Here is a 25,461-nt window from a genome sequence, read left to right on the forward strand (position 1 = left end):
CTGGTGGTCGGTGTTACAGGGTTTGGGTACAGCGAAATTGCAGGGCGACGCTCGGCGCGCGTTACGGCGGCCGGTCTTCTTCGAGCGCTTTCAGGCATTCATCGAACGGCACACCTGGCGGCAGTTGGTGCAGTTCGAGCAGCGGGATGCGCACGAAGTCATCCGCCGGGCGCGGCGGAGAAATGGGGATCAGGCGGATCATGGAATTGCTCTCGCGTCGATGCCAACAGCAGCACGGTCTGGCACGGTGTCGAGGATGCCGTTCGTCGTGGGCGGCTGGCGGCCGGCGTGGCCTGGCGCTGGAACAGGATCAGTGGCGCGGCGCGGCGCCGGCGCATTGGCCAGCTCCGGCCAGATCTTGTGCCAGTCCTTGGGGCGCAAGTCCTTGCGCGTAACCTGGGCATCCGTAGCTCGCTCGATTTCGACGCAACGCTCTGGTGGCACGGGCCGTAATTCGTTCGCCCATTGGCTGATGAGCACCGGGGTAATGCCGATCTTGTCGGCGAGGCCACGTTGCGAACCGTGACTTTTGACGTATTCGATGAGTTTCATAACCTCACTATAGCAATTTGCTTTTACTCTTGCAATAGCAATTTGCATATTCCTATGCAAAGCGTTTTGCTATTAAATGACTCTATGGCTACATCTAAAGAAATCCGCATCGAAAATCTCCGCGCGCTCGTCAAGGAATTCAAGACGGCGGACGCAGTGGCGCAACGCGCATCCACGGCGCCTATGTACCTCAGTCAAATACTGAACAGCGCAAAGTCATCCACCGGAACCGCTCGTGGCGTGGGCGACAAGCTGGCCCGAAAACTTGAGGCTGGCTGTGGAAAGCCCGAGGGCTGGATGGATGCGGATCATGGCCTGGCGCCGGAGACTGATTTGCCCGAAGATCATGGCGACCCTGTAGATGGCCTGGCTGCCATGCCCTTTATGGCTGGAGTAAGCCGCGTCCGGGTTGGGGAGCCGACAGCTGACATGACGCCCATCAAGCTGGTGACTATGCATCTGCAGGCTGGCATTATGGGATTTGAAGTACAGCAAGACTTTGATGATGGCGGAACACTGGATGTCCCTACTCTCTGGATCAACGATGGGGACTATGTACCGCACTGCCTAATGGCCATAAAGGTTCGCGGCGACAGTATGCAGCCGCTGCTCTACCAAGGCGACATCGCCGTCGTCAATATCGCCGATACAAAGAAAGTGAGCGGGGGCGTATACGCCATTAACTTTAATGGCGAGCCAGTGGTAAAGCGCCTGCGTTACGAGGGAAATGAATGGTACATGACGTCTGAAAATGCCACCCATCCACGCCGACTATGCAAAGGCGGCGCATGCATTATTGTCGGGCGTATCGTTCGGTTTGAAGCGCGCAACTTCAAAGACCGCCTCTAATTCACTACTAGAATGATCATGAAAAGCTTAGTCTTGGCGCTAGTCGCCCTTGCAGGCCTCCCCGCCCATGCGCAATACGCATCATTGACACAGAATGCCGCCTCGGCAGAGGATATTAAACAATCAACTCTGTTGGCGGCGCGTGAAAAAATGGCAGGCGTGACGTTTTGGATCGAGCCGAATGCTTCTGCAATTAGACGAAAGGAATTTATTAGCGCTGAGGAAGATGGCTCTATTGGCAGTGAAAAGTTCGTGGTGACTGAGGCGACCAGCTTTTCAGTTATTGGTTTCACAACTAACAGATATCGAAATTACGTTAAGATAAATTTCCCCGATGGAAAAATTGCATATTTAGCAGAGGGTATATTATTCGATAGCAACCCGAAAAAATATGCTCTTTTTGATGATCTATATGAGATTGGGAGGGCCAAGCACAATTTTGTTGAATACATCCTCCCGGTATCGCCAGAAGAATTACGCATTGCGGAAAAAAAGGCTAAAACCAAGGCGGCAAATGCTGCTGCCGCTTGGAAAGCACGCGGCGGAGTTAGCATTGGAATGACCGCAAAGCAGGTTCGCGCATCCAACTGGGGTGGGCCGGAGAGTATCAATCGCAGCACTGGATCATACGGCACTCATGAACAATGGGTTTACGGCGGCGGCAACTACATTTATTTTGAAAACGGCATCGTATCGTCAATTCAGAATTAGTAGCATAAGAACTTCAACAACAGACAATCGCACCACCTCGCCGGCGGTGGGTGTGTTGCTGGATAATAAGCACCCCAATGCAGTCCCAAATTCTAAAAAATAAATTATCAACGAAGGCAGGCATGACTGAATTCATTTTTTATCACGGTGACGTATCTCACGCTGGCACTGCAAATCTGAGACATCTCGTAACTGCTGCCGTAAATAATGGGGTTAAAAATCTAACAATTTGCATTTCCAGCCACGGTGGCGATGTAGCGTCAGGGCTGGGCATATATAATTTTCTGCTGATGCAGCCGATTGCAATCACTACTTATGTAAGTGGGGTATGCGGCTCTATTGCCGCAACCATGTTTATGGCAGGTACCACCAGGATCGCAGCAAATGTCTCGACATTTTCATTGCATGCAGCGACGTATAGTACCGGACCAAGAAAGGGAGAAAAATCAGAAAATACTGAATTGATTGCATACCCATTTGAAGCATTAACTAAATGGACTAGCGAATTATCGGAGAAATATTTCGATAATAGTACGGAGAAGTTTATTTCGCCGCATACTGCCCTAGATTTGGGAATAATTAGTGCAATTAGAGACATAAAAATAGAAACCACTGATACCGTTACACATGTAAATATACCGGTATCATAGAGTTACGAGCCTCACAATTCGACAGCCGTTTGCATAACAATCGGGGTTGCTGCAATGGCAGGTCCGGTGCCCCCTAGCCGCGCGCCCTGATGGTGCGACGGGTGAGGCGGCAGATTTGCTGCCTGCTGCGCCCACTGCTGAGCTGGCACTCTCCATCGGACCAGTGCCAAAGTTGGGTATCCGATAGTAAATCGATATTTTTGCATACCCGGCACGCGGCCCGGTATCCGTCATCCTTTGCAAGTGGGCCGTTATTTTCTCGCGCCCTGTAACGCTAAAATCTTCTGCGCATAATTCCATATTTTCCTCACCCGGTTGGGTCGAATTTATTTTCACACTTATTATTCCTTCTGCAGCCACTCAAAAGGCATTCTTTTTACTCTTGAAGTAAACTTTTGATTTCGCTTTTCCAAGTTCTAAAGCTTCCGTTTTGAAGCCTATGCCCTTGGAGGCTTGGTTCCTGAGCAGCACTCTCCCAGTAGCCAGGCGGTAAAGCCTGGCTCCGTGAGAACGCTGAATGCCCCTCTTCGACTTCGGACACTGCGCATAGGGGAGACTTTGACCGCTTGCGGCCCCCGACTCGACTCTCCCCACTATCACCCATCGTCGCCGCCTGTCGTCCTTCTTGCGGCACTTCCACTACGCCCGTTTCGCGTTAATACCCTAGGTACTGCGTAGCGTTCGCTGGCTCCATCTATCTGGACGTGCGCTGCCCGACGTGATTTTGTCCGGGCATCCGGTCGCCCAAACCTCTGGCGACGAAAACATTTTACATGAAAAGAAGAAAATAAAAGCAAATTGCTCTTGCTATGCTAAAAGCAAATTGCTATAGTTCACTCCATCGAAAGCAACCACAGGAGTACGACATGTCCCGCACCCAAGCAATCGCACTGATCAAGGCCAATGCCGCCAAAGGCGACATCAGGACATGCACGCGCATCTTCGTGGAAAACCGCATCAGCCGCGCTGTGTACGACCAGGCTGTGGCCGATGGCCGCGCGTTCGGTGCTTTCGTCGCAAAACGTGATGCAGCCCGGAGCGCAGCATGAGCCCCGCCGAACTCGCAGCACTCGCAGCGGTCCTTATCGCCCACGGCGAAGTGATCCCGGCAATCGTCATCCCAGCGCGCGGCTGATCGCCATGAAAACCACCTCAAGCATCGTCGCCACCAAGACCACCAACGATGGCCATTGCGCCGGCCTGGTCGCCAGCATCGGCTGCCCGCGCCGCCTGGAAATCTGCAACTCGTTCGGCGCTACCCTCCCGCGTGGTCAGTTGCGCTACTTGGAGTGCGGCGCTGCCGACGCGATGCGCGCCGAAGCCTACCGGAACTACACCGGCCCTTGGCGGATGGAAGCGGTATGAGCGCACGGGACGCCCTGCCCGGCTTGTTCACGGCGCCGCCGGCGCGCGCAACCGTCCGCAAATACGACGTGCGCATCGACTTCGAAGACGGCACGTTTCGCGGCAGCGCCTGGGCCAGCAGCGCAAACCGCGCGCATGAGCTGGTCCGAGCGGACGCCCGCATGGCCGCGTGCAGCGGGACGTTTTACGGCAAGGAATTGAACTGGATTGCGGAGTTGGCGAAGGTTTAGCGGCTGCCCGCCGCCGCAGTCATGGCGGGACAGGCCCGGAAGGCCGCATAAATTCCCCTGGAGCCCAGCATGGCCCCTGACCTGCGCCAGGCGAGCGCAGGAACCACACAGAGTCGGTGACGCCGCCGACCTGAAAAGGATTCGATTATTTGCGTGCAGCGCGGCCTGGCCAACGCAAATTTCAGGAACTACGCCTGATGCCGCTTGGGAAAGCCAAGCCCGACTCTGTGTGGTGAAAGCGCAGGCTGATGCGCAACTTGTGAAAGTGTATCCGGCAGCACGCCTGGCAGACAGGAAGAAACGCGGTTCGAACCCGCGCACAAGAGAGTTGGCTGGGTGCCAGCTCAAAAACAAGCCGGAGATCAGCGCCGGCCGCCACACGCCAGCCTGAGTGCGCACAGGCCCATGTCGGACATGGATAAAGCCGAACGAAAGCCCCGGAGTGGTTCAGGGCCGGACAGCAAGGGCCGGAACTGGCCGAGTTCGATTCTCGGCAGGGGCGCCAGACAACAACGATTCGAAGAGGGGATGAGATGTCGATGTTGACAAAAACTCGCGGAACGCCCGGCGATCTTTTCGCCGACGAAGTGAATCGCATGCTGCGCGACTGCGCTGATGCTGAGCCCGAGAAGCTGCCGCGCGAGGTCTATCCAATTTACGCGTTGCCACTTGTCGGGGGCGACTACTCGCTCACGGCCGAACCTGTTGAGCACCGCAGTAGAGCGGTGAAAGTATTCAACGGGGTCACGGAGGTATGGCTGCCGCGTTCACAAATCCGCCGAATAGTCGCGCATCAAGTGATTGTGTCGGAGTGGATCGTGCAGCGGAAGCGCCCGTTTTTCAAGCTTATGAAAAACCAAAGCCATCAGTACTTGGAGTGGCTGGAGAAGCGCGAAAAGGAAAAAGCGGTTGCCGCCGTGTGGGTGCGCGAGAGCAGGGAAGTTTTTGGGTGTCAGTTTGACGGAACGGATTAAGGAGAGAAATTTGAGCACCACCAACCACACTACCGCCGGCCGCCAGTCCCGCCTCGCCGTGTCTGCCGCCCTTGCCTTTGCCCATCAGGATGCTGGCATCGAATCAGCGCTGAACAGCGGCTGCCTGGACGCGACCGAGCAAATTCCGTGCGGCGCCTGTTACGGCGTGCAGGCCACGGCCAAGCGCAACGGTGTTCGCTTGGTGCTGACCTGCCGCGAACGGAGCGCATCGTGAGCTACGTCATCACCACCTGCACCGCCAACGGCAGCCAGCGCACCTACGCCGGCACCGGCAGCCCTGACGCCGCCCTCGCCGCGCTGCCGGAAGACGAGCCGATGAGCATCACCGTGCTGGTGTCGCCGTGAGCGCCCTGCTCCGCCGCCTGCTCGCCGCCCACCGCTTCTACCAGGCGCAGCACCAGCACCGCATGAACGAAATGTACCTAGTCGGCGTGCGCCGCGAGCTGGCCGGCCTCGAAAAAATCCGCAAGGAACTGCTGACCGAGCAGATCGAAGCGCTGATCGACCTTGACGCATCAGCAGCGCGCGTGCGGCGCCTGGGCCACGCCCACCGGGAGTCGCAATGCGTGCAGTAGGCCAGGTCTTTCGCAACTGGCGCGCCGGCCACGCCATTGGTCACGCCGTCCGCCTGGCGCTGTTGAAGGCGGAAATTACAAAACTTACAAGGAAAACGTCATGAACGCAGTTACGCAAGAAAGCCGCACCGCCATGCAGGCCACGCAATACGAACAGGGCGACATGCCCGTCGTGGCCACCAGCAGCGCCTCGCTGATCCTCGACAGCGCAAGCATGGATAGCATGATGCGCCTGGCCGACATCATGGCCAAGGGCCGCGCCACCGTCCCGGAACACCTGCGCGGCAATGCTGCCGACTGTGCGGCTGTGGTGATGCAGGCCATCCAGTGGCGCATGAACCCATTCGCGGTGGCGCAGAAAACGCACCTGGTCAACGGTACGCTCGGTTACGAGGCGCAGCTGGTCAATGCCGTGATCCAGTCGAGTGGCGTTACGCTGGACCGCTTCAACTACGAATGGTATGGGCCCTGGGAAAAGATCATTGGCAAGACGAAGGTCATCACCATGCCCGCCAAAGGCGACAAGAAGGAATACCAGTTCCGAGTGCCGGACTACGGCATGCAGGACGAGGACGGCTTGGGCGTACGCGTGTCATGCACGCTGAAGGGTGAAACCGAGCCGCGCGTGCTTGAACTGCTGCTGGTGCAGGCCAGCGTACGCAATTCGCCGCTGTGGGCCACTGATCCTAAACAACAACTGGCCTACCTCGCAGTCAAGCGCTGGACCCGCCTGTATGCGCCGGACGTGATTCTCGGCGTCTATACCCCCGACGAGCTGGAAGAAGTGAATCGCGAAATGCGCGACATCACACCAACTGGCGAGCAGGTCGCCAGTGCGCCGGCGGCGCCCGAAGCCTCGCCGGGCCTGATTCAAGAAGCCAAAGCAGCCGCCGCCCGGGGCGTCGCCGCCTATCAGGAGTTCTGGAGCAAAGCCGGCGCGCCGAACCGTAAGGCGCTGGCCGCCTATCACGACGGCTGGAAGGCTGACGCCACGGCCGCCGACCGGGCGCGCACCGTCGACGCGGAGCCGGCCGCCGGCGCCGCCAAGCCACTGTCCGAGCACATGCAGGCGATCCTTGCCGATTTCAGCGCACTGGCCGACGAGGGTCTGGATATCTTCAACGAAAGCTGGGGCCGGCTGTCGCCAGCAACGCAAGACGGCCTCGCCGCCGAATATCCGAAGCTGAAGGCCCGCGCCGAGGCAGTCAAGGCAGCGCAATGATCGTCCTCAACTGCGAACAAGGCAGCGATTCATGGCATCAGGCGCGCGCCGGCGTGATCACCGCCAGCATGTTCGTGGTCGCACGCTCGCGCACCGGCGGCCTGGACGAGAAGCAACAGGTCTACGTCGACGCCATCCGGCAGGGATACAGCGAAGGCTATGCCCGCGAAATCGCGGGCTACCGCGCTACGCCGAAGGCTGAATCCGTTCAGCGCGCCATCGAAGGGCTGCCGGTCGGCGACTTCTCGGAAGCGGCCAAGGCCTATGCCTTCCGTCTGGCCATTGAGCGAATCAGCGGCAAGCCATTGGACGAGAGCTTCGAGACGTACGCCATGCGGCGCGGCCACGAGTTGGAACCGGCGGCACGCCGCGAGCACGAGATCGCCAGCGGTCACATGGTGGAGCGCGCAGGCTTCGTACTGACCGGCGACCGACTGTTCGGCGCCAGTGCTGACGGGCTGATCGGCAGCGACGGCGGCAGTGAATACAAATGCCTGATCTCGCCGGAGCGCCTGCAGCGCATCTACATCGAGAACGACGCCAGCGAGTTCATGGACCAGGTGCAGGGCTGCATGTGGATCACGGCGCGCAATTGGTGGGACTTCTGCCTGTACTGCCCTGCCCTGGAGATCATCGACAAACACTTGTGGATGCGCACCTTCCAGCGCGACGACGAATACATCGATCAGATGGTTGAGGAGCTGACCGAGTTTGAAAAATTGGTTTCCCATAACGAAAAACTATTACGGATGAAGGAAGCAGCATGAACAATCAACCTAACGAAATCGCAGCAGTTGGCGCCACCACCGCCCAAGCAATCGCGGCGGCTGCCGGCAGCCAACTGATCACCCTGGACCCGGTCGCGTACGTCGCCGAGGTTTTCAAGCCATATAACGACATGTTCGCCATCTTAAGGGCCGAGGCCGACACGATCACACCGGACGCCAGCACGCCAGCGGGCATGGAAATCTGTATCAAGTACCGTGCCGCGTTCCGCGACGATGTGCGAGTGGCCGGCGAGAAAGCGCGTGTCGAGCGCAAAGCTCCCATCCTGACCATCGGCAAGTTGCTGGACTCGAAGTACGCCGATTTGAAAAACGCAGTCATTCCTTACGAAGCCAAGTTCGACGCGGCCATCAAGGCCGAAGAGAAGCGCAAGGACGATCTGAAAAAGGCCGAGGCCGAGCGCGAGGAAAAGGTGCGCTCGCGCATCGTCACTATCCGCGAACTGCCGCTGGCAACCGTCGGGAAGTCGGCCGCTGTAATTGCGGAAATGATCGCGGCGCTGGAAGCTGATGTCCCGGACGAGTCGTTTGGCAAGCTGCAAGACGCGGCAGTCACCGCTCGCGCCGAGGTGCTGGTCAAGCTGGCCGGCGTCCAGGCCGCCGCCATCGCCAGCGAGGAAGAAGCCGCTCGCATCGCCGCCGAGCGCGCCGAGCTGGCCCAGCTGCGCGAAGCGGCCGCCGAACGCCAGCGCCAAGCTCAAGCCGACGCGGCGCGCGTGGCCGCTGAACATAAGGCTGAAGTTGACCGGCTGGCCGCGCTGGCCGCCGAACAGGAGGCTGCGGCGCTGCGCCAGCGCGAAGCCGACGCCGCCAAGCTGAAACAGGAAGCCGACGCCCAGGCCGAGAAGAATCGGAAAGAGCAGGCTGAGATTGCGCGCCAGCGTCAGGAGCTGCTCGACATGCAAGCCGCCGCCGCAAAAGTCAAGGCCGACTCCGAAGAAGCGGACCGTCATCGCGCCGCCGCCGAAGCCGAGCGCCTCGCCGACGAGCAGGCAGCCGCTGCGCGCGCCGAGCGTGACCGCCAGGCTGCTGTCGACGCCGACAACGAACGCACCGCCAGCGTGGCCGCCGCGAACGCGACCGCCGACGCAGATGCACAGGTCGAAGCTGACGTCCGCGCCGCCGCCCTGATCGAGCAGAACCGCCTCTCCGACGCTGCTGACGAACTGGCCGCCGCCAAGGCCTCGCCAGAAGGCGCCGAGCTGTCGCCGGCTGCGCAAGCCCTGTATGAGCAGGAGGGTGCGGCGAACTTCCAGCGCGCGCACACGCCGCCTACCCTGCGCCTTGGCCAGATCAGCGACCGCCTCGGCTTCACGGTCACCGCCACATTCATGGAATCCATCGGCTTCTCGCCGGCGGCCACGGACAAGGCCGCGAAGCTGTACCACGAAGGTGATTTCAAGAGCATGTGCGCGGCCATCTGCCGCCACATCAGCGCCGTACAAATCAAGCACGCCATTTAAACCATCGCCACCCACAAGGGAATCTCCATGAGCGCCACCCCTCAAATCGTCATGCACCAGGTCGAGTCAAGCCAGTTTGCAGCCATCGGCCATGCGCCTGAGCTCGGCCTGCTGGCCATCCAGTTCCACCCGAAGAAGTCGACCGGCCAAAGCGACATTTACCACTACCAGAATTTCAGCGCCGACCTGTTCGCCGAATTCCTGGGCGCCGAGTCGCATGGCTCGTTTTTCATCCAGCGCATCAAGAAATGCGCTGACCAGTTCCCATATTCGAAGGTCGACCAGGCCGCGTTCAACCACACCGCGCCGCAGCCGGCCGTCAAACCGGCCAGCCTGGCCGAAGCTGCGCCGGTCAAGTTGAGCAAAGAATTGTTGGCCGGCCTGCTGACGGGTCGTGAATACGGCAAGGAAATGCTGAAGGAAGAGGAAATGCAGGCCAAGGCCGCCGGCCTGATCGTAATCTTCGGCGCCAGCGATGACCTGATGGAATTCCGTGGCTTCGTGGAGGACGAGCGCGGCGCGCCGACTGTAGCGCTGATCGATGCCAAAGGCCTGCTGCCGTTCCGCGAGGATATCGAGCATGACGACGAAGTGCTCAAGGACTATTTCGCCCGGGCGCCGCAGGTGCGCGCCGTGGATGCGCTTTGGAGCGATGAGGACGGCTACACCTGGACTTACCGCACCGACATGCCGCACACGACCTTCGAAATCGTGGAAGACGGCGAGCCGTACTGCCGCGGCATCGTGATCGACGTGGCCGACCTGGGCGGTGCAGCGTGACCACGCGCGCCGAACGCCAGGCACAGGCGACCACCAGGCTCCAGGCCGTATGCGACAAGTTCAACGCTGCGCACCAGGTCGGCGCCGCCATCAGCGTCGAGCTGGACAGCGGCGAGATCCGCGAGACGGTTACCACCAGCGAGGCGCAGGTGCTCAGCGGCCACAGCGCGGTGATCTGGCTCGATGGCATCAGCGGCTGCTATGACCTGGAGCGCGTGACGGCTTTGAAGGCGGCAAAAGCATGAGCACCACCTCCCCCGAAGAGCAATTCCTTCGCGACGTCGCCGAACACACGATGACCGTGATCCGCGAAGACGGCGTGAGCCGACATATCCGGTTCGCCAAGCCAGGCACGAGCTGCATGCACTTCGACCTGATCACCTGGCCGGGCTACCTTTGCTACACCGGCGACATGGGAACCTACGTGTTTCAGCGATTGACCGACATGTTCGAGTTCTTCCGTACTGATCGGGACTACAAAAAACGCAACGGCGCCAAATTGGCGGTCAACCTCTCGTACTGGGGCGAAAAGCTTCAGGCGACAGATCGCGACGGCTACCGGAAATATTCGGCCGAAAAATTCAGGGCGAATGTCATGGACTGGATTGAGCAACGGGGGCTGACTGGAAAGCTCGGGCACGGCCTGCGCGATGAGCTTCAATCCGAAGTGCTAGACCACGCGGATGATGGCGCCGACGCAGCCTACCGCACGGCGATGGACTTCGACTGGAACGGGAAGCGCGTTTTCCCCGACTTTTACGAGGTAGACAGCGAGGATTACTCGCACCGTTTCGTCTGGTGCTGCTACGCGCTGGCCTGGGGCATCGAGCAATACGACGCGGCCAAGCGGCTGGCGTCCGAGGCGGTGCCGGCATGATCGCCGCCGGCACTGTAGTGGAGGTCGGCCAGCTTGATGGCGAGGATGGCGCGCTTGGCTTCGTCATCCAGCGGGCCAACGGCGAATTCATCACCGTCAAGGGGTTGACGCTGGATGAGACGCGCGCGGCGGCGGCGCTGTTCTTCCAGGCGGTGACGATCCGGCTGGAGACGCCGCCATGACCAAGAAAACGTTTTTCCTCTCCCATGACGAAGCGCGCCGGGGCGCAGCGGCATTCGCCGGTACTGCGCCAGTCGGCTGGATGGTGGTGTTCTCCGAGCCCAAGAAGAAGCGCGCCCAGGAAGAAAAGTACCACGCCATGATCGGCGAGATCGCCAAGCAGGTGGAGCACATCGGGCGCAAATGGGATGCGGATGACATGAAGCGGCTGCTGGTGGACGAGTTTGCCGATGAAATGCGCCTGGCTGGCACGCCACTGCACCACGACGGACGCGTGACGCCGAGCTTCGACGGCCGCCGCATTGTGCAGCTGGGCGTCCAGACCAGCGACTTCTATGTGAAGGAAGCCGCGCAGTTCATCGAATTTTTGTATGCCTTCGGCGCCGCGCGCGACGTCGTATTTTCAGAATAGGAACCGCCATGTTTTTCAAAAATATCCAGGCATATCGCCTGCCGCAAAACTGGCCGATGACGGCTGACGCCCTCGCCGAAGCGCTGGCGCCACAGAAGTTCACCGACGCCACCAGCATGGATATGGTCAGCCAAGGCTGGGCCCCACCACGCGGCGCTGGCCAGCAGCTGGTGCACGCCGTCGCCGGCCAGTTCCTGCTCCAGCTAAAGACCGAGAAGAAGCTACTGCCGTCGACCGTGATCAACCAGGTGGCCGCCGCCCGCGCGCTGGAAATGGAAGAAGCGCAAGGCTTCGCGCCCGGCAAGAAGGCCATGAAGGAATTGAAGGAGCGCGTCACCGACGAGCTGCTGCCGCGCGCCTTCGCCATCCTCAGCACCACGGCCGTCTGGATCGACTCGGTAAATGGCTGGCTGGTGGTCGATGCGGCCAGCCCGGCCAAGGCCGACGAGGTGGTCAAGCTGCTGCTGAAATCCGTCGACAAACTGCCGCTGGAAGGCCTGCGCGTTCAGCGCTCGCCGGTCGGCGCCATGACGGAATGGCTGCAAGCTGACGAATCCCCTGCCGGATTCACGGTCGACCAGGACGCGATCATGCGCGCCACCGGCGAGAGCAAGGCCCAAGTGGCGTACAAGCGCCACACGCTGGAAGCGGACGATATCCGCCGCCACATCGCTGCAGGCAAGCAGTGCACTCGCCTGGCCATGACATGGAACGACAAGATCAGCTTCGTGCTGGACGAGAGCCTGGCCATCAAGTCGATCAAGCCGCTGGAAATTATCAAGGAAAGCGCCACGCGGAACGACGACGAGCGCTTCGACAGCGACATGGCGCTGATGACGGGCGAACTGGCGAAGATGCTGGCCGACCTGGTCGAGGCCCTGGGCGGTGAGGCGCGCCTGGATGCGCCGGCGCCGGTGCCACACCCGGCTGCTGGCTGCCAGACGAAGACCGAGCGCGCCGTCGGCCTGACGGCCGAACTGTACCAGGTGCGCGCCCGCCATCGTGATGTGCTCAACGAACTGTACCAAGAAACGATCCAGCCGGTGATCGCGCAGGTTCGCGAGCAAATGAGCCAGACCGGCGAAGGCGCAATCGCGGCCGCCCTCGCCCTGGCCAAGGCACTGCCCAGCGGATCATCGTCGGCCCCGCTCTTCTTGGTGGCGGCGGTCGAGATCATGGAGCCGAGCGCGCCGGCGGCAGGCGATGAGCCTGTGCGCCAGCAGCGCCCGGTGCTGCAGCTGAACGGCGAAGCGGCGGGAGCCGTGCCGGCCGGCGACGGCAGCGCGAGCGATCCGCTGTACGAGCAGGCCGTCAAGGTGGTGCGCGCGCAGCAGCGCGCTTCAGTCTCGCTGGTGCAGCGCACCTTGAAAACTGGCTACAACCGAGCGCAGCGCCTGATCGAGGCGATGGCAGCCGCCGGCGTGATCAAGGGTACGCAGGGCATCTATACGGTGGCGGCCGTAGCGGGAGCGGCAGCATGAGCGCGCTCTCGCGGACAGCAGGAATCCTGACGCTCGGCAAATTTGCCTGCGCACACGGCGGCCCATTAATTAGCTATGTGAACGGCTCTGCTCAGCAACAGGTTTTTGCTGCAATGCCGATGGAAGGGTTCGACCATCAAGCCAACGCGCAACGCTTGGTTGCCTGCTGGAATGCGCTCGACGGCCTGTCCGATGAGCATCTTGCTGGCGGCTGGAACGCGCGCAGCATGAGCGCCTACGTCAAGGGGTTGGAAAATAAACTTGCCGCAGCGAGGGCACTGCTCACCGAGGCGGTCAAGCCGCACGACGACCATGTGGAAGCCCTGAAGGCCGCCGGCGAGCAAACAGTCGTCAATCCGCTGGCCATCCAGATACGCGACTTCCTGAAAAGTGGCCCCACATGATAAACCGCCTTTACACCGTCAGCGCCACCCTCACGGCAGTCATTATGGCCACCAGCGAGCGCGAAGCCGAGATCCGTTTCGGGCTGAGCTTCGGCGAGATCAAAGACCAGCCCATCGATGCGGTGGCCGATCAAGAAATTCGGACCGAAGATGATCTGCCGGGACACTGGGACGTCGAATGCATGCCGTACGGCCCGCGCGACAACACCCTGACCATCGGCGAATTCCTGGACGTGCTGCCGCCGCTGGTGGTGCGCGATACCAAAACCGTCGATATGTTTGCGGCCACGCCGGCCGCTGGAGAAAAAGCATGAAAGAGCACCCTATCCTTATGAACGGCGCCATGGTGCGCGCCACCCTGGCTGACGCCAAGACGCAAACCAGGCGGATTATCAAGCTGCCGCCGGCACCGGCGGCGCTGGGCGAGTGGCAGGCATCGACTATCGGCGGCGAGAACGGCGGGCGGACGGCGGGCAGCAATAAAGTCCCGCTGCAAGCGGTTATCTGGCACACACGCACTGGCAAGACCCTCAGCTGCCCGCACGGCCAGCAAGGCGATCGCATTTGGGTGCGCGAGACGTGGCGCTCGACCGGCGACGGAGGCCGCGCCGACTATATGGCCCCGCGAGACATGCAGCCGCACCAGGTCTGGTACGAAGCGGACGGCGCCGCGCCGGAAAGCGAATGCACCGGGAAAACTCGCACCTCGATCCACATGCCGCGCTGGGCCAGTCGGATCCTGATGGAGATCGTTTCGGTGCGCGTCGAGCGGCTGAACGACTGCAGCGAGGCTGACGCCAAGGCCGAGGGCGTCATGCAGCTGGATGCCGACGACAGCCAGCGCCCGGAAGTGCGGACCAAGGATGGCTGGCAACTCTGCCCGACGTGCGCCGGCACCGGCTTGCGCAGCACGCTGGGCGCAGGCGGCGGCGTCAACTTCGATGTGGACTGTTCGGAATGCGATACGCATCTCAAGCTTTACCGCCACCTTTGGGAGGCAATCAACGGCGCCGGCAGCTGGGCTGCAAACCCGTGGTGCTGGGCGATTACCTTCAAACGGGTGGCACCATGAACCCGCGCATCTATAAGAAGCAGGCAAAACGCGCCGTCCAGTTGCTGCGCAGCCATGGCGACACGACGAAATACGCGCCGTCGATCGAACCAGGCATCGCCGATGAGCCGTTTTCGTGGAAACGAGGCACGTGGCTGCGCCGCCACCGCCCCGCCGAATACGGCTTGTGGCAACGCATCAGCGGCATTCCGGAGCACACCTGGTGCGATTGGGATGGGGACTGGGATGGCCGGGATTCCAGGGTCGGCTGGGTGCAGCACTACGATCACGCCCGGCTGCCGGCTGATTACTGGGAAGGCTCGGAATGGGAGTCCGGCGGCAAGCCATGGCCGCGCATGACCACCAGCGATCGCATGGGCATGTGGCGGCACAGCCAGATTGCGCCCGGCTGGCGGTGGCGCGGTGGCCGTGCTGTGCAGGTGGCGCCATGACCGACCTGAACGACCTGAGCAAAAGCGCGCTGTCAGCCGCCATGCGTGGCGGCACTGCCGGCTGGGGCAAGATCGGCTCTGCCGACGACCACATCCGCTACAGCGAGAAGAAGCCCGCGCGGCCAGGCCGCCGGCGCACCTGCTACTGCGGTTGCAATGGCCCGGCTACTCATAGCGGGATGGCGAACGGCATGGCGCTGACCAGTGCATGCGAGCTGGGCATCGCTCGATGGGTTCGCACTGGCAGCGTCCACGCGACGCGATGAGCAACAAAACGAAACGGCCGGCCGCCGCCCGTGTGGCGGCGACCTTGATCCTGATTTACGTGGCGGCGACCCTGGCGGGCGTGCTGGCCGCGACAACCTGAAAGGCAAATATGAAAAAGATGATTGAAGCAGCACCGGTGGCGCGCGATGAATATGGCTTTTGGAGCCACCCCGACCTACCAGGCTTTGACGAAGGCGACGGCGACAAGTACCGCGCATGGCTCAAGCAGCAGCAGATCACGGCCAAGCGCGTCGACATGGAAGCTGACGCATCGGACGAGCTCAACGACCGCATCATGGATGGCGACATCGCCGCGACCGCCGACTGGACGCCGACCTCGCCGGGCCCGGACTGGTTCCTGCTCGGCATCCATGACACCGACGACGGCCCGGTGGCCTGGTTTGCCCGCCGCGAGCCTGAAACAACATGAGCACCCGCGCGCCGGCGCCGGCCGAATCGCCACGCGAGCTGGCCGACCAGCACGACCTGCGCCTGCACCGCGCAAAGCAGCTGGCCAGGCCGGTCGGCTATCAGGGCCAGAACTGCTTCATTGCCGGCTTCTGCTGGCACAAGGGCGATGCCGACATGACCGTCTACATTGAGGGCCTGGCCGAACCGGTCGCGCCCGCCGAATTAACCATATTGGAACAACCACAATGATGAATAACGAGCAACACAAGCAAATCAGAAATGCACTGATGGTGGCGGCAGTGGACTGCGGACATACGATCGACAGCGACCGCGTCATCCTGCAACTCGATCCTGCGAAGCAAGGCAATGCGCTGGCCCAGCTCTCCGGTCGACTGCTGGATGCATATTTGGCAGTAGCTGACGCGCGCGCCGCACCAGTCGAGTTGTTCCAGGCCCGCGTGCAGCCGTGGATGATGGCATGCTTCGGTGCCGAAATTTCAGCCGATGGCGCTGAGCGCAATCACCGCTTCCTGGAAGAATCGCTGGAACTGGTGCAGGCATGCGGCTGCACGGCCAGCGAGGCGCATCAACTGGTCGACTATGTGTACGGCCGCCCAGTCGGCGAGCGAGCGCAGGAAGTCGGCGGCGTGATGGTCACGCTGGCCGCTCTGTGCCTGGCCCAGGGTCTGGACATGCACGCCGCCGGCGAGACGGAGCTGGCCAGGATCTGGACGAAGGTCGAGGCGATCCGCGCCAAGCAGGCGGCAAAGCCGAAGCATTCGCCGCTGCCGGTAGCTGTGTCGGCGGCGGCGGGGAGCGCGCCATGAACATGAGCGATGTCGAAATGCGCCACATCGCCGAAATGGTGGCAGCACTGGATAAGGCCGCAGGCAAGAGGCCCACCAGCACATCCGGGGAATTGAACAGGCAGCAGATCTGCGCAGCGCTCGGCGTAAGTGAATCAACGATCCGTCGCCTTGAGCAGGGCGGGCTGCCATATACACCGGTCGGCGCGCGATCCAAGCGCTACGACCTTGAAGAATGCAAGAACTGGTTAAAGGAAAACAACCAATGTCCATCTGGGACGACAAAAAAGGCAGGAAGCACGTCGGCATCATGGTCGATGGCAAAAGAATTCACAGAAAGCTGCCGGAAGGCGCAACTACGAGTGATGCCAAGTTAGCCGAGGCCGAGTTGCGTGCTGCGATTGCGCGCGCGCCGAAGAGCCAACATGTGCACATTCCCGGCGACCCGCCGATGGCCTTCATACTCGCGCTCTACGTCGAGCATGCCGCAAGTCTACGCAGTGGCGACACATCGAAGCATCATGCGAAACGGCTGGGCGCCTGGGCGGAACGGTACAAGGCGAGCCAGGCCCAGGAGTTTGCCGATCATGTCATTCGCGACATGTGCAAACTCACGCCTAATAAGAAGACAGGGAAATTGGAACCCGTCTATGCGCCGGCAACCGTGAACAGGTCATTGGCCTGTGCAAAAAAAGGCCTGCAATTGGCATGGCGCCAGCGTCTGATCCCTGAAAATTATGGTTTGCGAATAGATAACGTGGTCGTCAACAACAAGCGCGAGGTGTTTCTCACGGTTGAGCAGGTAAGAAAGATCGCTTCTTTCTGCACGCCAATTGCGCAGGCTGCTATATGGGCCGCGCTACTGACCGGCGCCCGCCGCGGTGAGCTGTTCCAAATTCAGCGTGAGCATATTGGAAAGGATTCGATTACTTTCCCTGCAAGTAATACTAAAACACTTCGGATGCGCGTTGTGCCGATCATTCCGGCGCTACGGCCATGGCTGAAGTACTTTCCCTTGGAGATGACCTTGTACGGAGTGCAGTCAGCGTGGCGCCGCGCGCGCGTGAAGGCAGGTATGCCCCACGTGAACTTCCACGACCTGCGCCATTCTTGCGCGAGCATCATGCTGGGCTTGGGCGTGGACCTATACACCATCAGCAAAATTCTCGGCCATGCCAATGTGCAAACGACCCAGCGCTACGCACACCTGCAGGTAGATGCTCAGCGCCTGGCGCTCGATAAGTTATCAGCACTGGTGGTGGCGAAGTAAATTACACCCAAAATTTACACCCATAAAAAAAGCCTTCTATTTTACTAGAAGGCTTTTATGTAACTACTTGATTTCATTACGAATTCTGGTGGGAAGTGCAAGTTTCGAACTTGCGACCCCTGCAGTGTGAATGCAGTGCTCTACCCCTGAGCTAACCTCCCGAAGCGAGGCGAATTATCGCATATGTATTGCGCCATCTGCAAGGGCCGGGGCAAGAAAAATGTAAGCCGGCCATTCTTTGCCTTCAGGCCGCAGGTGCGGTGCTGACGGCAGTCCAGATGCACTGGCCCTTGACAGCCTTGTCGAGGCCGGCGATGGTGGCTTCGTGGGCGGCGAGCTCGTCGTCGCTGGCGGCCTGGAAGATAACTTCGGCCAGCGGCACGATTTCCAGGATGGCGCCGTCGACAGGGGCCACTACTTCTTCGTCCATGCTGAGGCTGTTCTGGCCGCGGGTCATGGCGAGATAAACGTCGGCCAGCAATTCCGAGTCGAGCAGCGCGCCGTGCAGTTTGCGGTGGGCGTTCGAGACGCCGTAGCGGTCGCACAGGGCGTCGAGGGAGTTGCGCTTGCCGGGATGCATTTCCTTCGCTTGCACCAAGGTGTCGATCACGCCGTGCACTTGCTCGTGCACGGGCGGTAGGTTCAGGCGCTTGAATTCGGCGTTCAGGAAGCCGATGTCGAACGGGGCGTTATGGATGATCAGTTCGGCGCCGGCGATGAAAGCGCGGAACTCGTCGGCGATCTCGGCGAATTTGGGTTTGTCGCTGAGGAACTCGGTGGTCAAGCCGTGGACCGCCAAGGCGCCCTCTTCCGAATCGCGTTCGGGATTGATGTAGTGGTGAAAATTGTTACCGGTCAGCATGCGGTTGTTCAGCTCGACCGCACCGATTTCCAGGATGCGGTCGCCCGTGCGCGGGTTCAGGCCGGTGGTTTCAGTATCGAGAACAATTTGACGCATGGGGCACTCATATAAAAGCAAAAAAGCGAAGGACGCAGTATAGCAAACCTGCGCCCTTCATTTATGGCCTGCTACCGGCTGGCGACAACGCGTGCGTCAACTTATGCGCGCACGGTTTCCACGCCCAGATTGGCCAGCTGGTCGGCCCGTTCATTGCCCGGATGGCCGTTGTGGCCGCGCACCCAGCGCCATTCCACATGGTGCACGGACTGGGCCAGGTCGAGCGCCTGCCACAGGTCCACGTTCTTGACCGGCGCCTTGGCGGCCGTCTTCCAGCCGCGCGCTTTCCAGCCGTGAATCCACTCGCTGATGCCCTTTTGCACATACTGGCTGTCGGTGTACAACACCACCTGGCAGGGGCGCTTGAGCGCCGTCAGGGCTTCGATCACGGCCTGCAATTCCATGCGGTTGTTGGTCGTGTTCAGCTCGCCGCCGTAAATTTCCTTTTTGGCGCCATCGGCCACCATCAGGGCGCCCCAGCCGCCCGTGCCGGGGTTGCCCTTGCACGCGCCATCGGCGTAAATTTCTACCTTATCCATGTTCCTGTTCCCGCCTTTTGTTGGTAACCGGTGCGCCTGCGGGCGCCGTCGCCGGTTTCTTGGTCCATGCCGGACCGATCAATCGCATCCCTTTGACACGCTTGATGGCCTGCACTATATACACTGCGCCCAGATATGGCCACCAGCGCGCACCGGCACGATCCATATAAGCGTGGCGGCGCAGCCACTTATCGGTCTTGCAGGCGGGCGCGTAACAACCAAAATGGCTGCGGCTCACGCCCATGTTCAGCAATTTCAGCCAGTCCTTCATGCGCGGCATGGAGATCAGCTCGCCTGCCCTGGGCAGGTAATGGCGACCCGTCAGGCGGGCCAGGCCCTGGCGCGCACCCCACAGGCTGGCCGGGTTGAAGCCGCAGATGATGAGCTGGCCTTCGGGGATCAGTACGCGCTCGACTTCGCGCAGTACCTGGTGCGGCTCGGCCGCAAATTCAAGCACATGGGGCATCACCACCAGGTCCAGGCTGTGGGTATCGAAGGGCAGCTCGTCAAACGCGGAAACCAGCTTGAGCGCGCTGCCCTGCGGCTGGCTGCCCGGAAGGCGTGCGTCGATCTGCCATTTGTTGGGCATGCGGCTGGCGGCCAGCGCGTCAAATTGGGGCAAGCCCAGCTGCACGGCGTTAAAGCCGAAGATATCGACCGTCAGGCTGTCCAGGCATTGCTGTTCCCATTGACGCACGTACAAGCCGGCCGGCGTCTGCAACCAGCCGTCAAGCGCTATAATGGATTTTTCGGATGCCGCACTGTCCATTCAGTTTTCTCTCTTACACATGATCAACTCCCCTGAACACGCTTTATCGGTACTTGCCGTGCCCGCTTTTAACGACAATTACCTGTGGCTGATCCATGACGGCAAGCAAGCCGCCGTAGTCGACCCCGGCGGCGCCAAGCCCATCCTCGAGGCACTGGCGGCCCATGGGCTGAGCTTGTGCGCCATTCTACTGACGCATCACCATGCCGACCACACCGGTGGCGTGCCTGAATTGTTACAGCATTTCGCCGTTCCCGTCTTCGGTCCGCGCAACGACGCCATCACGGCCATTACGGAACCGCTGGCCGAAAATGATGTCGCCATTGTCGCCGAATTGGGCCTGCAGCTCACCGTGATCGACGTGCCCGGCCACACCAGGGGCCATATTGCCTATGTACGCCAGCGCGGCGGCACCAACGGTGCACCGTGGCTGTTTTCCGGCGACACCCTGTTTGCCGGCGGCTGTGGCCGCCTGTTCGAAGGTACGCCGGGCCAGATGGCCGACTCGCTGGGCAAGCTGGCCGCCCTGCCCGACGACACGCTGGTCTATTGTGCCCACGAGTATACCCTGTCCAACTTGCGCTTTGCCAGCGCGGTCGAGCCTGGCAACCTGGCGCTGCAGGAACGCATCGCCATCGATACGGAACAACGCCAGCAGGGCTTGCCGACCGTGCCATCGACCGTGGGACTGGAAAAAGCCACCAATCCGTTTTTGCGCTATCGCGAACCGGCCATCCTGACCAGCCTGAAAGTGGCTGGCAAGCTGGGCAATGATGCCTCGCCGGTGGAAGCGTTTGCGGCGCTGCGCATGTGGAAGAACAATTTTTAATTTTTCACCGCAGCTGTGCACGAAAAAAATCCCGGCATGCCGGGATTTTTCATTTAACTCAAGAAAACAATCAGATTTCTTCGTACAGCGGCAAGGTCAAAAATTCGGCAAACGATGCCGAAGTCGACATCTCCTCGAAAATCTGGCCGGCGCGCACATAGGTCGGGCCGTCGCCGCCCGGAGCATCGCGCTGCACCTTTGCCAGCTCTTCCGGAATCATGGCGCGCACCATCTCGGCCGTGACCTTGCGGCCGTCTTCCAGCACGCCCTTGCTCGAACGAATCCATTGCCAGACTTGCGAGCGGCTGATCTCGGCCGTGGCCGCGTCTTCCATCAGGTTATGGATCGGCACGCAGCCATTGCCGGCCAGCCAGCTGCCCAGGTAGTGGATGCCGACATTGATGTTGTAGCGCAAGCCCGCTTCCGTGATCGGCGCTTCCGGCTGGAAGTTCAGCAGGTCGGCCGCCTTGACGTCGATGTCGGGACGCTGCTTGTCGATCTGGTTCGGCTTGTCGCCGAGGACCTTGGTGAACTCGCCCATGGCCAGCTCGACCAGGCCGGGGTGGGCGACCCAGCCGCCGTCGTAGCCGTCGGTGGCGTCGCGCGCCTTGTCGTTACGCACGCCGCCCATGGCGACGTCGTTCTTTTCCGGGTCGTTCTTGATCGGGATCAAAGCCGCCATGCCGCCGATCGCCGGTGCGCCGCGTTTGTGGCAGGTTTTCAGCAGCAGCAAGGCATAAGCGCGCATGAAGGGCGCCGTCATCGTGACCTTGGCGCGGTCGGCCAGGCAGAAATCCTTGTCGAGCTTGAATTTCTTGATGCACGAGAAGATGTAATCCCAGCGACCGGCGTTGAGGCCCGAGCTGTGCTCTTTCAGTTCGTACAGGATTTCATCCATCTCGAAGGCGGCCAGGATGGTTTCGATCAGCACGGTCGCCTTGATGGTGCCTTGTGGCAGGCCCAGCTCGGTTTGCGTCATGACGAAAATATCGTTCCACAGCCGCGCTTCCAGGTGCGATTCCATCTTCGGCAGATAGAAATAGGGGCCGGCGCCGCGCGCCAGTTGTTCCTTGGCGTTATGGAACATGAACAGGGCAAAATCGAAAATGCCGCCCGAAATGCGCTTGCCGTCGACCAGCACATGCTTTTCATCGAGGTGCCAGCCGCGCGGGCGCACGACCAGGGTGGCGATCGTGTCGTTGAGCTTGTACGACTTGCCGTTCTGCTCCAGCGAAATGGTCTTGCGCACGGCGTCGAACATATTGATCTGGCCCGTCAACTGGTTGTCCCAGTTGGGCGTGTTCGAATCTTCGAAGTCGGTCATATAGCTGTCGGCGCCGGAATTGAAGGCATTGATCACCATCTTGCGCTCGACCGGACCGGTAATTTCCACGCGGCGGCATTCCAGCGCTTTGGGTATCGGCGCGATTTTCCAGTCGCCGTCGCGGATATGTGCGGTTTCCGGCAGAAAATCAGGACGCTCCCCCGCATCGAGGCGCTTGGCGCGCTCGACCCGCACGGCCAGGAGTTCCTGGCGACGTGGCTCGAAGGCACGCGTCAGTCTGGCGACCAGCGCCAGCGCCTCGGGAGTCAGGATCTGCTCATAGCCAGGCTGGATTTTGCCCGTGATCTGCATGCCTTCCGGTAAAGCGATGGGGGATTGCGTCATGATGTTCTCCGTTATTGATAAAAGTAATCTTGCAGGCAAAGTATAAGCGGTGGCGATGCTGCGGCACGGTAGTCTAGCGCGCTGTTGTTCTATAGTATATTCACTATCAGGCATGGAAACGAGACTAAAAATCATTTCATTCATGCGTTTTTATCACAAGTGTAAGGGCATCATGGGACAGTTCCGGCAAATTTCGACCTTCGTGGAAGTGGTCGCCAGGGGCAGCCTGTCGGCCGCCGCGCGCGCCGAGGGCATCGCGCCGGCCATGATAGGCCGCCGTCTCGATGCGCTCGAGCAGCGCCTGGGTGTCAAGCTGCTGCAGCGCACCACGCGCAAGCTGGCCCTGACCAACGAAGGCGCGGCTTTCCTGGAAGACTGCCAGCGCATCCTGGCGGACCTGGAGGAAGCGGAACTGGCGGTGGCCGAGCGCAGCGTCAAAGCCAGCGGCCATCTGCTCATTTCCGCGCCGGCCGGCTTTGGCCGCCAGCACGTGGCGCCGCTGATCCCCTCTTTTGTTGCCGAGCACCGCGACGTGACGGTGGCGCTCAATCTCAATGACCGCCTGGTGGACCTGATCGGCGAAGGCATCGATGTGGCGATCCGGATTGCCAGCCTGTCCGACTCTTCCCTGGTCAGCACCAAGCTGGCCGACAATCACCGCGTGGTGGTGGGCGCCCCTTCTTACCTGAAACGGGCCGGCACGCCACGGGTGCCGGGCGACCTGATCAAGCACAATTGCCTGGCGATCAGTGGTGAAGGCAGCCAGCGCGGCTGGACTTTCCGCGAAAACGGCAAGAACGTGACCTTGAAAGTATCGGGCAATATGGTCTGCAACGACGGCGAAGTGCTGCACGACTGGGCACTGGCCGGCAAGGGACTGGCCTGGCGATCGATGTGGGAAGTGGGGGCGGAGATAGCATCGGGACAACTGGTGACCATGCTCGACCAGTTTGCCGCACCAGGCAATGATATTTATGCCGTGTTTGCGCAGCGGCGTCACCTGCCCTTGCGCATACGGGCGTTTGTCGATTTTTTGCGGCACAGCTATTCGCAGCCCGACTATTGGCGGGAGCGGGCGATTTGAGAGTGCTTCGGCATGCATGCGATAGCGGACAACTTTGTTATGCGATCACGGATAACTATGTTGGCGGCTTATGCGCAAGGCCAAGCCGACCTACGCCGACCTACCCGATATGTTCCGATATGCGCCAGCATTTGCCGGGATATGCGAAAATTCAGGCGAAAAAAAATCCCCGGAGACCGAGGATTTCTTTATTTCGTTTGATCCAGCGTATTAGATTGGCTGAATGTTCGAAGCTTGCTTGCCTTTAGGGCCAGCAGTCACTTCAAAAGAAACGCGTTGGTTCTCTTGCAGGGACTTGAAGCCGTTCGACTGGATAGCCGAGAAGTGAGCGAACAGATCTTCGCCGCCTTCGTCAGGGGTAATAAAGCCGAAACCCTTCGAATCATTGAACCATTTTACGATGCCAGTTGCCATTACAATTTCCTATTTCAGTTAAGTTGGGCTTGCGCCCGTTATATCGTTTGAAGCAAGAAAGAAATGACAGACAAACTGCACTACTACCTCGAATCCAACGATGCCCAATTATACCAACAAAACTGGGAAAAACCATTTTTTCGCAAAATAAACTTGCGTGGCCTACTTTCATAGTCAAAACAGCCAAAAATCCCGGTCTTGCGGCGCCGCTGAAGCAGCGGCATGAACACACTATATCCTAATCCAAGCCGCATACGTTTTGCGTTGTATCAAATATATCATTTGAACCACGCCCATCTAACATTGTCGTCAGGCCGAAAAATGGGTGGCGGCCGGGTCCGTCGCGGCCCAGCGCAGCAAGGCACCCACTTGCCCGCTCAGCACGGGCCACTCGGCGAGCACATGGGCCGGCTCGTTCAGCAACTGGCGCGCCAGTTGTTCCAGCCGGCGGCATTCCTGGCCCAGGGTGGCAAAGCCGAAGGTGGCGGCGGAACCGGCCACCGCATGCAGCGCATGGTGCAAGGCGGTCAACTGCTCCAGGCGCGGCCCTTCGGTATCGCAGCGCACCTGGGCATCGGCGATCGCCTGCATCAGCGCCGGCACGCCGGCCGCGTATTTGTCATTGAGGGCGCGCAAGCGGGCGCGAAAGTCGGGATCGATCAAGGTGGCCATGTGGTGATTACCCGTCAGTGAGTTATTTGGTGCCGAAGATACGGTCGCCCGCGTCGCCCAGGCCAGGCACGATATAGGCATGATCGTCGAGGTGCGAATCGAGCGCTGCGGCAAACATTTTGACGTTCGGATGGGCGTTCTGGAACACGGTCACGCCTTCCGGCGCCGCCACCAGCGCCAGGAAGATGATCTGCTCGTCGGAAACGCCACGTTTTTTCAGCACGTCGACGGCGTACACGGCCGAATTGCCGGTGGCGACCATCGGGTCGCACAGGATAAAGGTACGCTCGCTCGGGTCCGGCAAGCGCACCAGGTATTCCACCGGCATATGGGTGGCCGGGTCGCGATAGACGCCGATATGGCCGACACGCGCCGAGGGCACCAGGTTCAGCAGGCCGTCGCTCATGCCGATGCCGGCGCGCAGAATCGGCACGATGGCCAGTTTTTTTCCGGCGATAACGGGGGCGTCGACAGTCATCAGCGGGGTCGTGATTTCACGCGTGGTCAGCGGCAGGTCGCGCGTGATTTCATAACCCATCAGCAGGGTGATTTCCTTGAGCAGTTCGCGGAAGGTGCGCGTCGAGGTGTCGTGCTCGCGCATATGGCTCAGCTTGTGCTGGATCAGCGGGTGATCGGTGATGAACAGATTGGGAAACCGCGGGTCTTGTTTCATGTGCTTGTGCTCTTTCGTCAAGCGCGGCGGCCACTGGCCCTGCCCGCGCATAGCTGTCGATGAATG

General features: G+C 60.5%; 40 protein-coding genes, 1 tRNA gene and 1 pseudogene. 32 read left to right on the plus strand and 10 right to left on the minus strand.

Going from position 1 to position 25,461, the window contains the following annotated elements; all coding sequences use genetic code 11:
• Positions 1–61: 61 nt before the first annotated feature.
• Both ASR47_RS27495 and ASR47_RS26560 read right to left on the minus strand, forming a co-directional pair.
• A complete protein-coding gene (locus tag ASR47_RS27495) occupies positions 62–202 on the minus strand; it encodes a hypothetical protein (protein ID WP_171898977.1) in 141 nt (46 codons plus the stop codon).
• Positions 199–552, minus strand: a complete 354-nt coding sequence (locus tag ASR47_RS26560) for a transcriptional regulator (RefSeq protein ID WP_082988987.1) — start codon at positions 550–552, stop codon at positions 199–201. The genes ASR47_RS27495 and ASR47_RS26560 overlap by 4 nt, the downstream gene beginning before the upstream one ends.
• Positions 553–606: 54 nt before the next feature.
• Here ASR47_RS26560 and ASR47_RS16990 point away from each other — a divergent pair, with 54 nt between their 5' ends.
• The 30 genes and pseudogenes from ASR47_RS16990 to ASR47_RS17115 all read left to right on the plus strand — a co-directional run bounded on the left by ASR47_RS16990 (position 607) and on the right by ASR47_RS17115 (position 17,788).
• Positions 607–1,401 (plus strand): S24 family peptidase, encoded by a 795-nt coding sequence (locus ASR47_RS16990; protein WP_065308981.1) that lies wholly within the window; start codon positions 607–609, stop codon positions 1,399–1,401.
• 18 nt (positions 1,402–1,419) lie between these two features.
• Positions 1,420–2,112, plus strand: a complete 693-nt coding sequence (locus ASR47_RS16995; protein WP_150127848.1) for a hypothetical protein — start codon at positions 1,420–1,422, stop codon at positions 2,110–2,112.
• A 122-nt stretch (positions 2,113–2,234) separates the two neighbouring features.
• Positions 2,235–2,762, plus strand: a complete 528-nt coding sequence (locus ASR47_RS26565) for an ATP-dependent Clp protease proteolytic subunit (RefSeq protein ID WP_171898978.1) — start codon at positions 2,235–2,237, stop codon at positions 2,760–2,762.
• Between the two features lie 866 nt (positions 2,763–3,628).
• Positions 3,629–3,811, plus strand: a complete 183-nt coding sequence (locus ASR47_RS17000) for a hypothetical protein (protein WP_065308983.1) — start codon at positions 3,629–3,631, stop codon at positions 3,809–3,811.
• Positions 3,812–3,902: 91 nt separating this feature from the next.
• A complete protein-coding gene (locus tag ASR47_RS17005; RefSeq protein ID WP_065308984.1) occupies positions 3,903–4,127 on the plus strand; it encodes a hypothetical protein in 225 nt (74 codons plus the stop codon).
• Entirely contained in the window at positions 4,124–4,357 is a 234-nt protein-coding gene (locus ASR47_RS17010) for a hypothetical protein (RefSeq protein ID WP_065308985.1), read from the plus strand. The genes ASR47_RS17005 and ASR47_RS17010 overlap by 4 nt, the downstream gene beginning before the upstream one ends.
• A 533-nt stretch (positions 4,358–4,890) precedes the next feature.
• Complete coding sequence (locus ASR47_RS17015) at positions 4,891–5,331, plus strand: hypothetical protein (protein ID WP_150127849.1); 441 nt, start codon at positions 4,891–4,893, stop codon at positions 5,329–5,331.
• 10 nt (positions 5,332–5,341) lie between these two features.
• Positions 5,342–5,566: a hypothetical protein gene (locus ASR47_RS17020; protein WP_065308987.1), complete on the plus strand. Its 225-nt coding sequence runs from the start codon at positions 5,342–5,344 to the stop codon at positions 5,564–5,566.
• Positions 5,563–5,697, plus strand: a complete 135-nt coding sequence (locus ASR47_RS28190; RefSeq protein WP_281218451.1) for a hypothetical protein — start codon at positions 5,563–5,565, stop codon at positions 5,695–5,697. Before ASR47_RS17020 ends, ASR47_RS28190 begins: the two co-directional genes overlap by 4 nt.
• Positions 5,694–5,927, plus strand: coding sequence for a hypothetical protein (locus ASR47_RS17025; protein WP_065308988.1), 234 nt, complete (start codon positions 5,694–5,696; stop codon positions 5,925–5,927). The genes ASR47_RS28190 and ASR47_RS17025 overlap by 4 nt, the downstream gene beginning before the upstream one ends.
• Before the next feature lie 100 nt (positions 5,928–6,027).
• Positions 6,028–7,149 carry a RecT family recombinase gene (locus ASR47_RS28195; protein ID WP_065308989.1) on the plus strand — a complete coding sequence of 374 codons (1,122 nt, stop codon included), beginning with the start codon at positions 6,028–6,030 and terminating at the stop codon, positions 7,147–7,149.
• Positions 7,146–7,916: a lambda exonuclease family protein gene (locus tag ASR47_RS17035; protein ID WP_065308990.1), complete on the plus strand. Its 771-nt coding sequence runs from the start codon at positions 7,146–7,148 to the stop codon at positions 7,914–7,916. Before ASR47_RS28195 ends, ASR47_RS17035 begins: the two co-directional genes overlap by 4 nt.
• Positions 7,913–9,397: a coiled-coil domain-containing protein gene (locus tag ASR47_RS17040; protein ID WP_065308991.1), complete on the plus strand. Its 1,485-nt coding sequence runs from the start codon at positions 7,913–7,915 to the stop codon at positions 9,395–9,397. Before ASR47_RS17035 ends, ASR47_RS17040 begins: the two co-directional genes overlap by 4 nt.
• 27 nt (positions 9,398–9,424) lie before the next feature.
• Positions 9,425–10,177, plus strand: coding sequence for a KTSC domain-containing protein (locus ASR47_RS27715; RefSeq protein WP_217270584.1), 753 nt, complete (start codon positions 9,425–9,427; stop codon positions 10,175–10,177).
• Complete coding sequence (locus tag ASR47_RS17050) at positions 10,174–10,422, plus strand: hypothetical protein (RefSeq protein ID WP_065308992.1); 249 nt, start codon at positions 10,174–10,176, stop codon at positions 10,420–10,422. Before ASR47_RS27715 ends, ASR47_RS17050 begins: the two co-directional genes overlap by 4 nt.
• Positions 10,419–11,054: a hypothetical protein gene (locus ASR47_RS17055; protein ID WP_065308993.1), complete on the plus strand. Its 636-nt coding sequence runs from the start codon at positions 10,419–10,421 to the stop codon at positions 11,052–11,054. Before ASR47_RS17050 ends, ASR47_RS17055 begins: the two co-directional genes overlap by 4 nt.
• Complete coding sequence (locus ASR47_RS17060; RefSeq protein ID WP_065308994.1) at positions 11,051–11,236, plus strand: hypothetical protein; 186 nt, start codon at positions 11,051–11,053, stop codon at positions 11,234–11,236. The genes ASR47_RS17055 and ASR47_RS17060 overlap by 4 nt, the downstream gene beginning before the upstream one ends.
• On the plus strand, positions 11,233–11,646 hold the full coding sequence (locus tag ASR47_RS17065; protein ID WP_065308995.1) for a recombination protein NinB: 414 nt from the start codon (positions 11,233–11,235) through the stop codon (positions 11,644–11,646). The genes ASR47_RS17060 and ASR47_RS17065 overlap by 4 nt, the downstream gene beginning before the upstream one ends.
• Positions 11,647–11,654: 8 nt before the next feature.
• A pseudogene (locus ASR47_RS17070) lies at positions 11,655–12,542 on the plus strand (recombination-associated protein RdgC); the annotation flags it as partial.
• Between the two features lie 279 nt (positions 12,543–12,821).
• The gene (locus ASR47_RS27970; RefSeq protein ID WP_281218456.1) at positions 12,822–13,127 is read left to right on the plus strand and encodes a DNA translocase FtsK; all 306 of its coding nucleotides are present in this window, start codon (positions 12,822–12,824) and stop codon (positions 13,125–13,127) included.
• A complete protein-coding gene (locus tag ASR47_RS17075; protein ID WP_150127850.1) occupies positions 13,124–13,531 on the plus strand; it encodes a hypothetical protein in 408 nt (135 codons plus the stop codon). Before ASR47_RS27970 ends, ASR47_RS17075 begins: the two co-directional genes overlap by 4 nt.
• Complete coding sequence (locus ASR47_RS17080) at positions 13,528–13,845, plus strand: hypothetical protein (protein WP_065308997.1); 318 nt, start codon at positions 13,528–13,530, stop codon at positions 13,843–13,845. Before ASR47_RS17075 ends, ASR47_RS17080 begins: the two co-directional genes overlap by 4 nt.
• Positions 13,842–14,603: a hypothetical protein gene (locus ASR47_RS17085; RefSeq protein ID WP_065308998.1), complete on the plus strand. Its 762-nt coding sequence runs from the start codon at positions 13,842–13,844 to the stop codon at positions 14,601–14,603. Before ASR47_RS17080 ends, ASR47_RS17085 begins: the two co-directional genes overlap by 4 nt.
• Positions 14,600–15,034, plus strand: coding sequence for a hypothetical protein (locus ASR47_RS17090; protein ID WP_065308999.1), 435 nt, complete (start codon positions 14,600–14,602; stop codon positions 15,032–15,034). Before ASR47_RS17085 ends, ASR47_RS17090 begins: the two co-directional genes overlap by 4 nt.
• Positions 15,031–15,300, plus strand: a complete 270-nt coding sequence (locus ASR47_RS17095; RefSeq protein WP_065309000.1) for a hypothetical protein — start codon at positions 15,031–15,033, stop codon at positions 15,298–15,300. The genes ASR47_RS17090 and ASR47_RS17095 overlap by 4 nt, the downstream gene beginning before the upstream one ends.
• A 110-nt stretch (positions 15,301–15,410) precedes the next feature.
• Positions 15,411–15,731 (plus strand): hypothetical protein, encoded by a 321-nt coding sequence (locus ASR47_RS17100; protein WP_065309001.1) that lies wholly within the window; start codon positions 15,411–15,413, stop codon positions 15,729–15,731.
• Positions 15,728–15,961 (plus strand): hypothetical protein, encoded by a 234-nt coding sequence (locus ASR47_RS17105; protein WP_065309002.1) that lies wholly within the window; start codon positions 15,728–15,730, stop codon positions 15,959–15,961. Before ASR47_RS17100 ends, ASR47_RS17105 begins: the two co-directional genes overlap by 4 nt.
• Entirely contained in the window at positions 15,958–16,539 is a 582-nt protein-coding gene (locus ASR47_RS17110; RefSeq protein WP_245714387.1) for a hypothetical protein, read from the plus strand. Before ASR47_RS17105 ends, ASR47_RS17110 begins: the two co-directional genes overlap by 4 nt.
• Positions 16,536–16,895, plus strand: a complete 360-nt coding sequence (locus tag ASR47_RS27105; protein ID WP_150127851.1) for a helix-turn-helix transcriptional regulator — start codon at positions 16,536–16,538, stop codon at positions 16,893–16,895. The genes ASR47_RS17110 and ASR47_RS27105 overlap by 4 nt, the downstream gene beginning before the upstream one ends.
• Positions 16,784–17,788: a tyrosine-type recombinase/integrase gene (locus ASR47_RS17115; RefSeq protein ID WP_065309003.1), complete on the plus strand. Its 1,005-nt coding sequence runs from the start codon at positions 16,784–16,786 to the stop codon at positions 17,786–17,788. Before ASR47_RS27105 ends, ASR47_RS17115 begins: the two co-directional genes overlap by 112 nt.
• An 86-nt stretch (positions 17,789–17,874) precedes the next feature.
• On the opposite strand, the gene ASR47_RS17120 is transcribed toward ASR47_RS17115, so the two are convergent.
• The 4 genes from ASR47_RS17120 to ASR47_RS17135 form a co-directional block, all read right to left on the minus strand.
• Positions 17,875–17,949, minus strand: a tRNA-Val gene (locus ASR47_RS17120).
• A gap of 83 nt (positions 17,950–18,032) precedes the next feature.
• The gene (gene dnaQ, locus ASR47_RS17125) at positions 18,033–18,746 is read right to left on the minus strand and encodes a DNA polymerase III subunit epsilon (RefSeq protein ID WP_065309004.1); all 714 of its coding nucleotides are present in this window, start codon (positions 18,744–18,746) and stop codon (positions 18,033–18,035) included.
• 101 nt (positions 18,747–18,847) lie between these two features.
• Positions 18,848–19,285: a ribonuclease HI gene (rnhA, locus tag ASR47_RS17130; RefSeq protein ID WP_065309005.1), complete on the minus strand. Its 438-nt coding sequence runs from the start codon at positions 19,283–19,285 to the stop codon at positions 18,848–18,850.
• Positions 19,278–20,054: a class I SAM-dependent methyltransferase gene (locus ASR47_RS17135; RefSeq protein ID WP_065309006.1), complete on the minus strand. Its 777-nt coding sequence runs from the start codon at positions 20,052–20,054 to the stop codon at positions 19,278–19,280. The genes rnhA and ASR47_RS17135 overlap by 8 nt, the downstream gene beginning before the upstream one ends.
• A gap of 19 nt (positions 20,055–20,073) precedes the next feature.
• On the opposite strand from ASR47_RS17135, the gene gloB reads away from it, so the two are divergent.
• On the plus strand, positions 20,074–20,883 hold the full coding sequence (gene gloB / locus ASR47_RS17140; RefSeq protein WP_065309007.1) for a hydroxyacylglutathione hydrolase: 810 nt from the start codon (positions 20,074–20,076) through the stop codon (positions 20,881–20,883).
• A 70-nt stretch (positions 20,884–20,953) separates the two neighbouring features.
• On the opposite strand, the gene aceB is transcribed toward gloB, so the two are convergent.
• Positions 20,954–22,552, minus strand: coding sequence for a malate synthase A (aceB, locus tag ASR47_RS17145; protein WP_065309008.1), 1,599 nt, complete (start codon positions 22,550–22,552; stop codon positions 20,954–20,956).
• A gap of 172 nt (positions 22,553–22,724) precedes the next feature.
• Here aceB and ASR47_RS17150 point away from each other — a divergent pair, with 172 nt between their 5' ends.
• Positions 22,725–23,636 carry a LysR family transcriptional regulator gene (locus ASR47_RS17150; RefSeq protein WP_065309255.1) on the plus strand — a complete coding sequence of 304 codons (912 nt, stop codon included), beginning with the start codon at positions 22,725–22,727 and terminating at the stop codon, positions 23,634–23,636.
• A 210-nt stretch (positions 23,637–23,846) separates the two neighbouring features.
• Here the strand turns inward: ASR47_RS17150 and ASR47_RS17155 are convergent, their stop codons facing one another.
• The 3 genes from ASR47_RS17155 to upp form a co-directional block, all read right to left on the minus strand.
• Positions 23,847–24,050 (minus strand): cold-shock protein, encoded by a 204-nt coding sequence (locus tag ASR47_RS17155; RefSeq protein ID WP_010398811.1) that lies wholly within the window; start codon positions 24,048–24,050, stop codon positions 23,847–23,849.
• A 309-nt stretch (positions 24,051–24,359) separates the two neighbouring features.
• Positions 24,360–24,722, minus strand: coding sequence for an Hpt domain-containing protein (locus ASR47_RS17160; protein WP_065309009.1), 363 nt, complete (start codon positions 24,720–24,722; stop codon positions 24,360–24,362).
• 22 nt (positions 24,723–24,744) lie between these two features.
• Entirely contained in the window at positions 24,745–25,395 is a 651-nt protein-coding gene (gene upp, locus ASR47_RS17165; RefSeq protein ID WP_065309256.1) for a uracil phosphoribosyltransferase, read from the minus strand.
• Positions 25,396–25,461 lie beyond the last annotated feature (66 nt).

It is taken from the genome of Janthinobacterium psychrotolerans (assembly GCF_001677885.1).
Taxonomy (GTDB): Bacteria; Pseudomonadota; Gammaproteobacteria; order Burkholderiales; family Burkholderiaceae_D; genus Janthinobacterium; species Janthinobacterium psychrotolerans.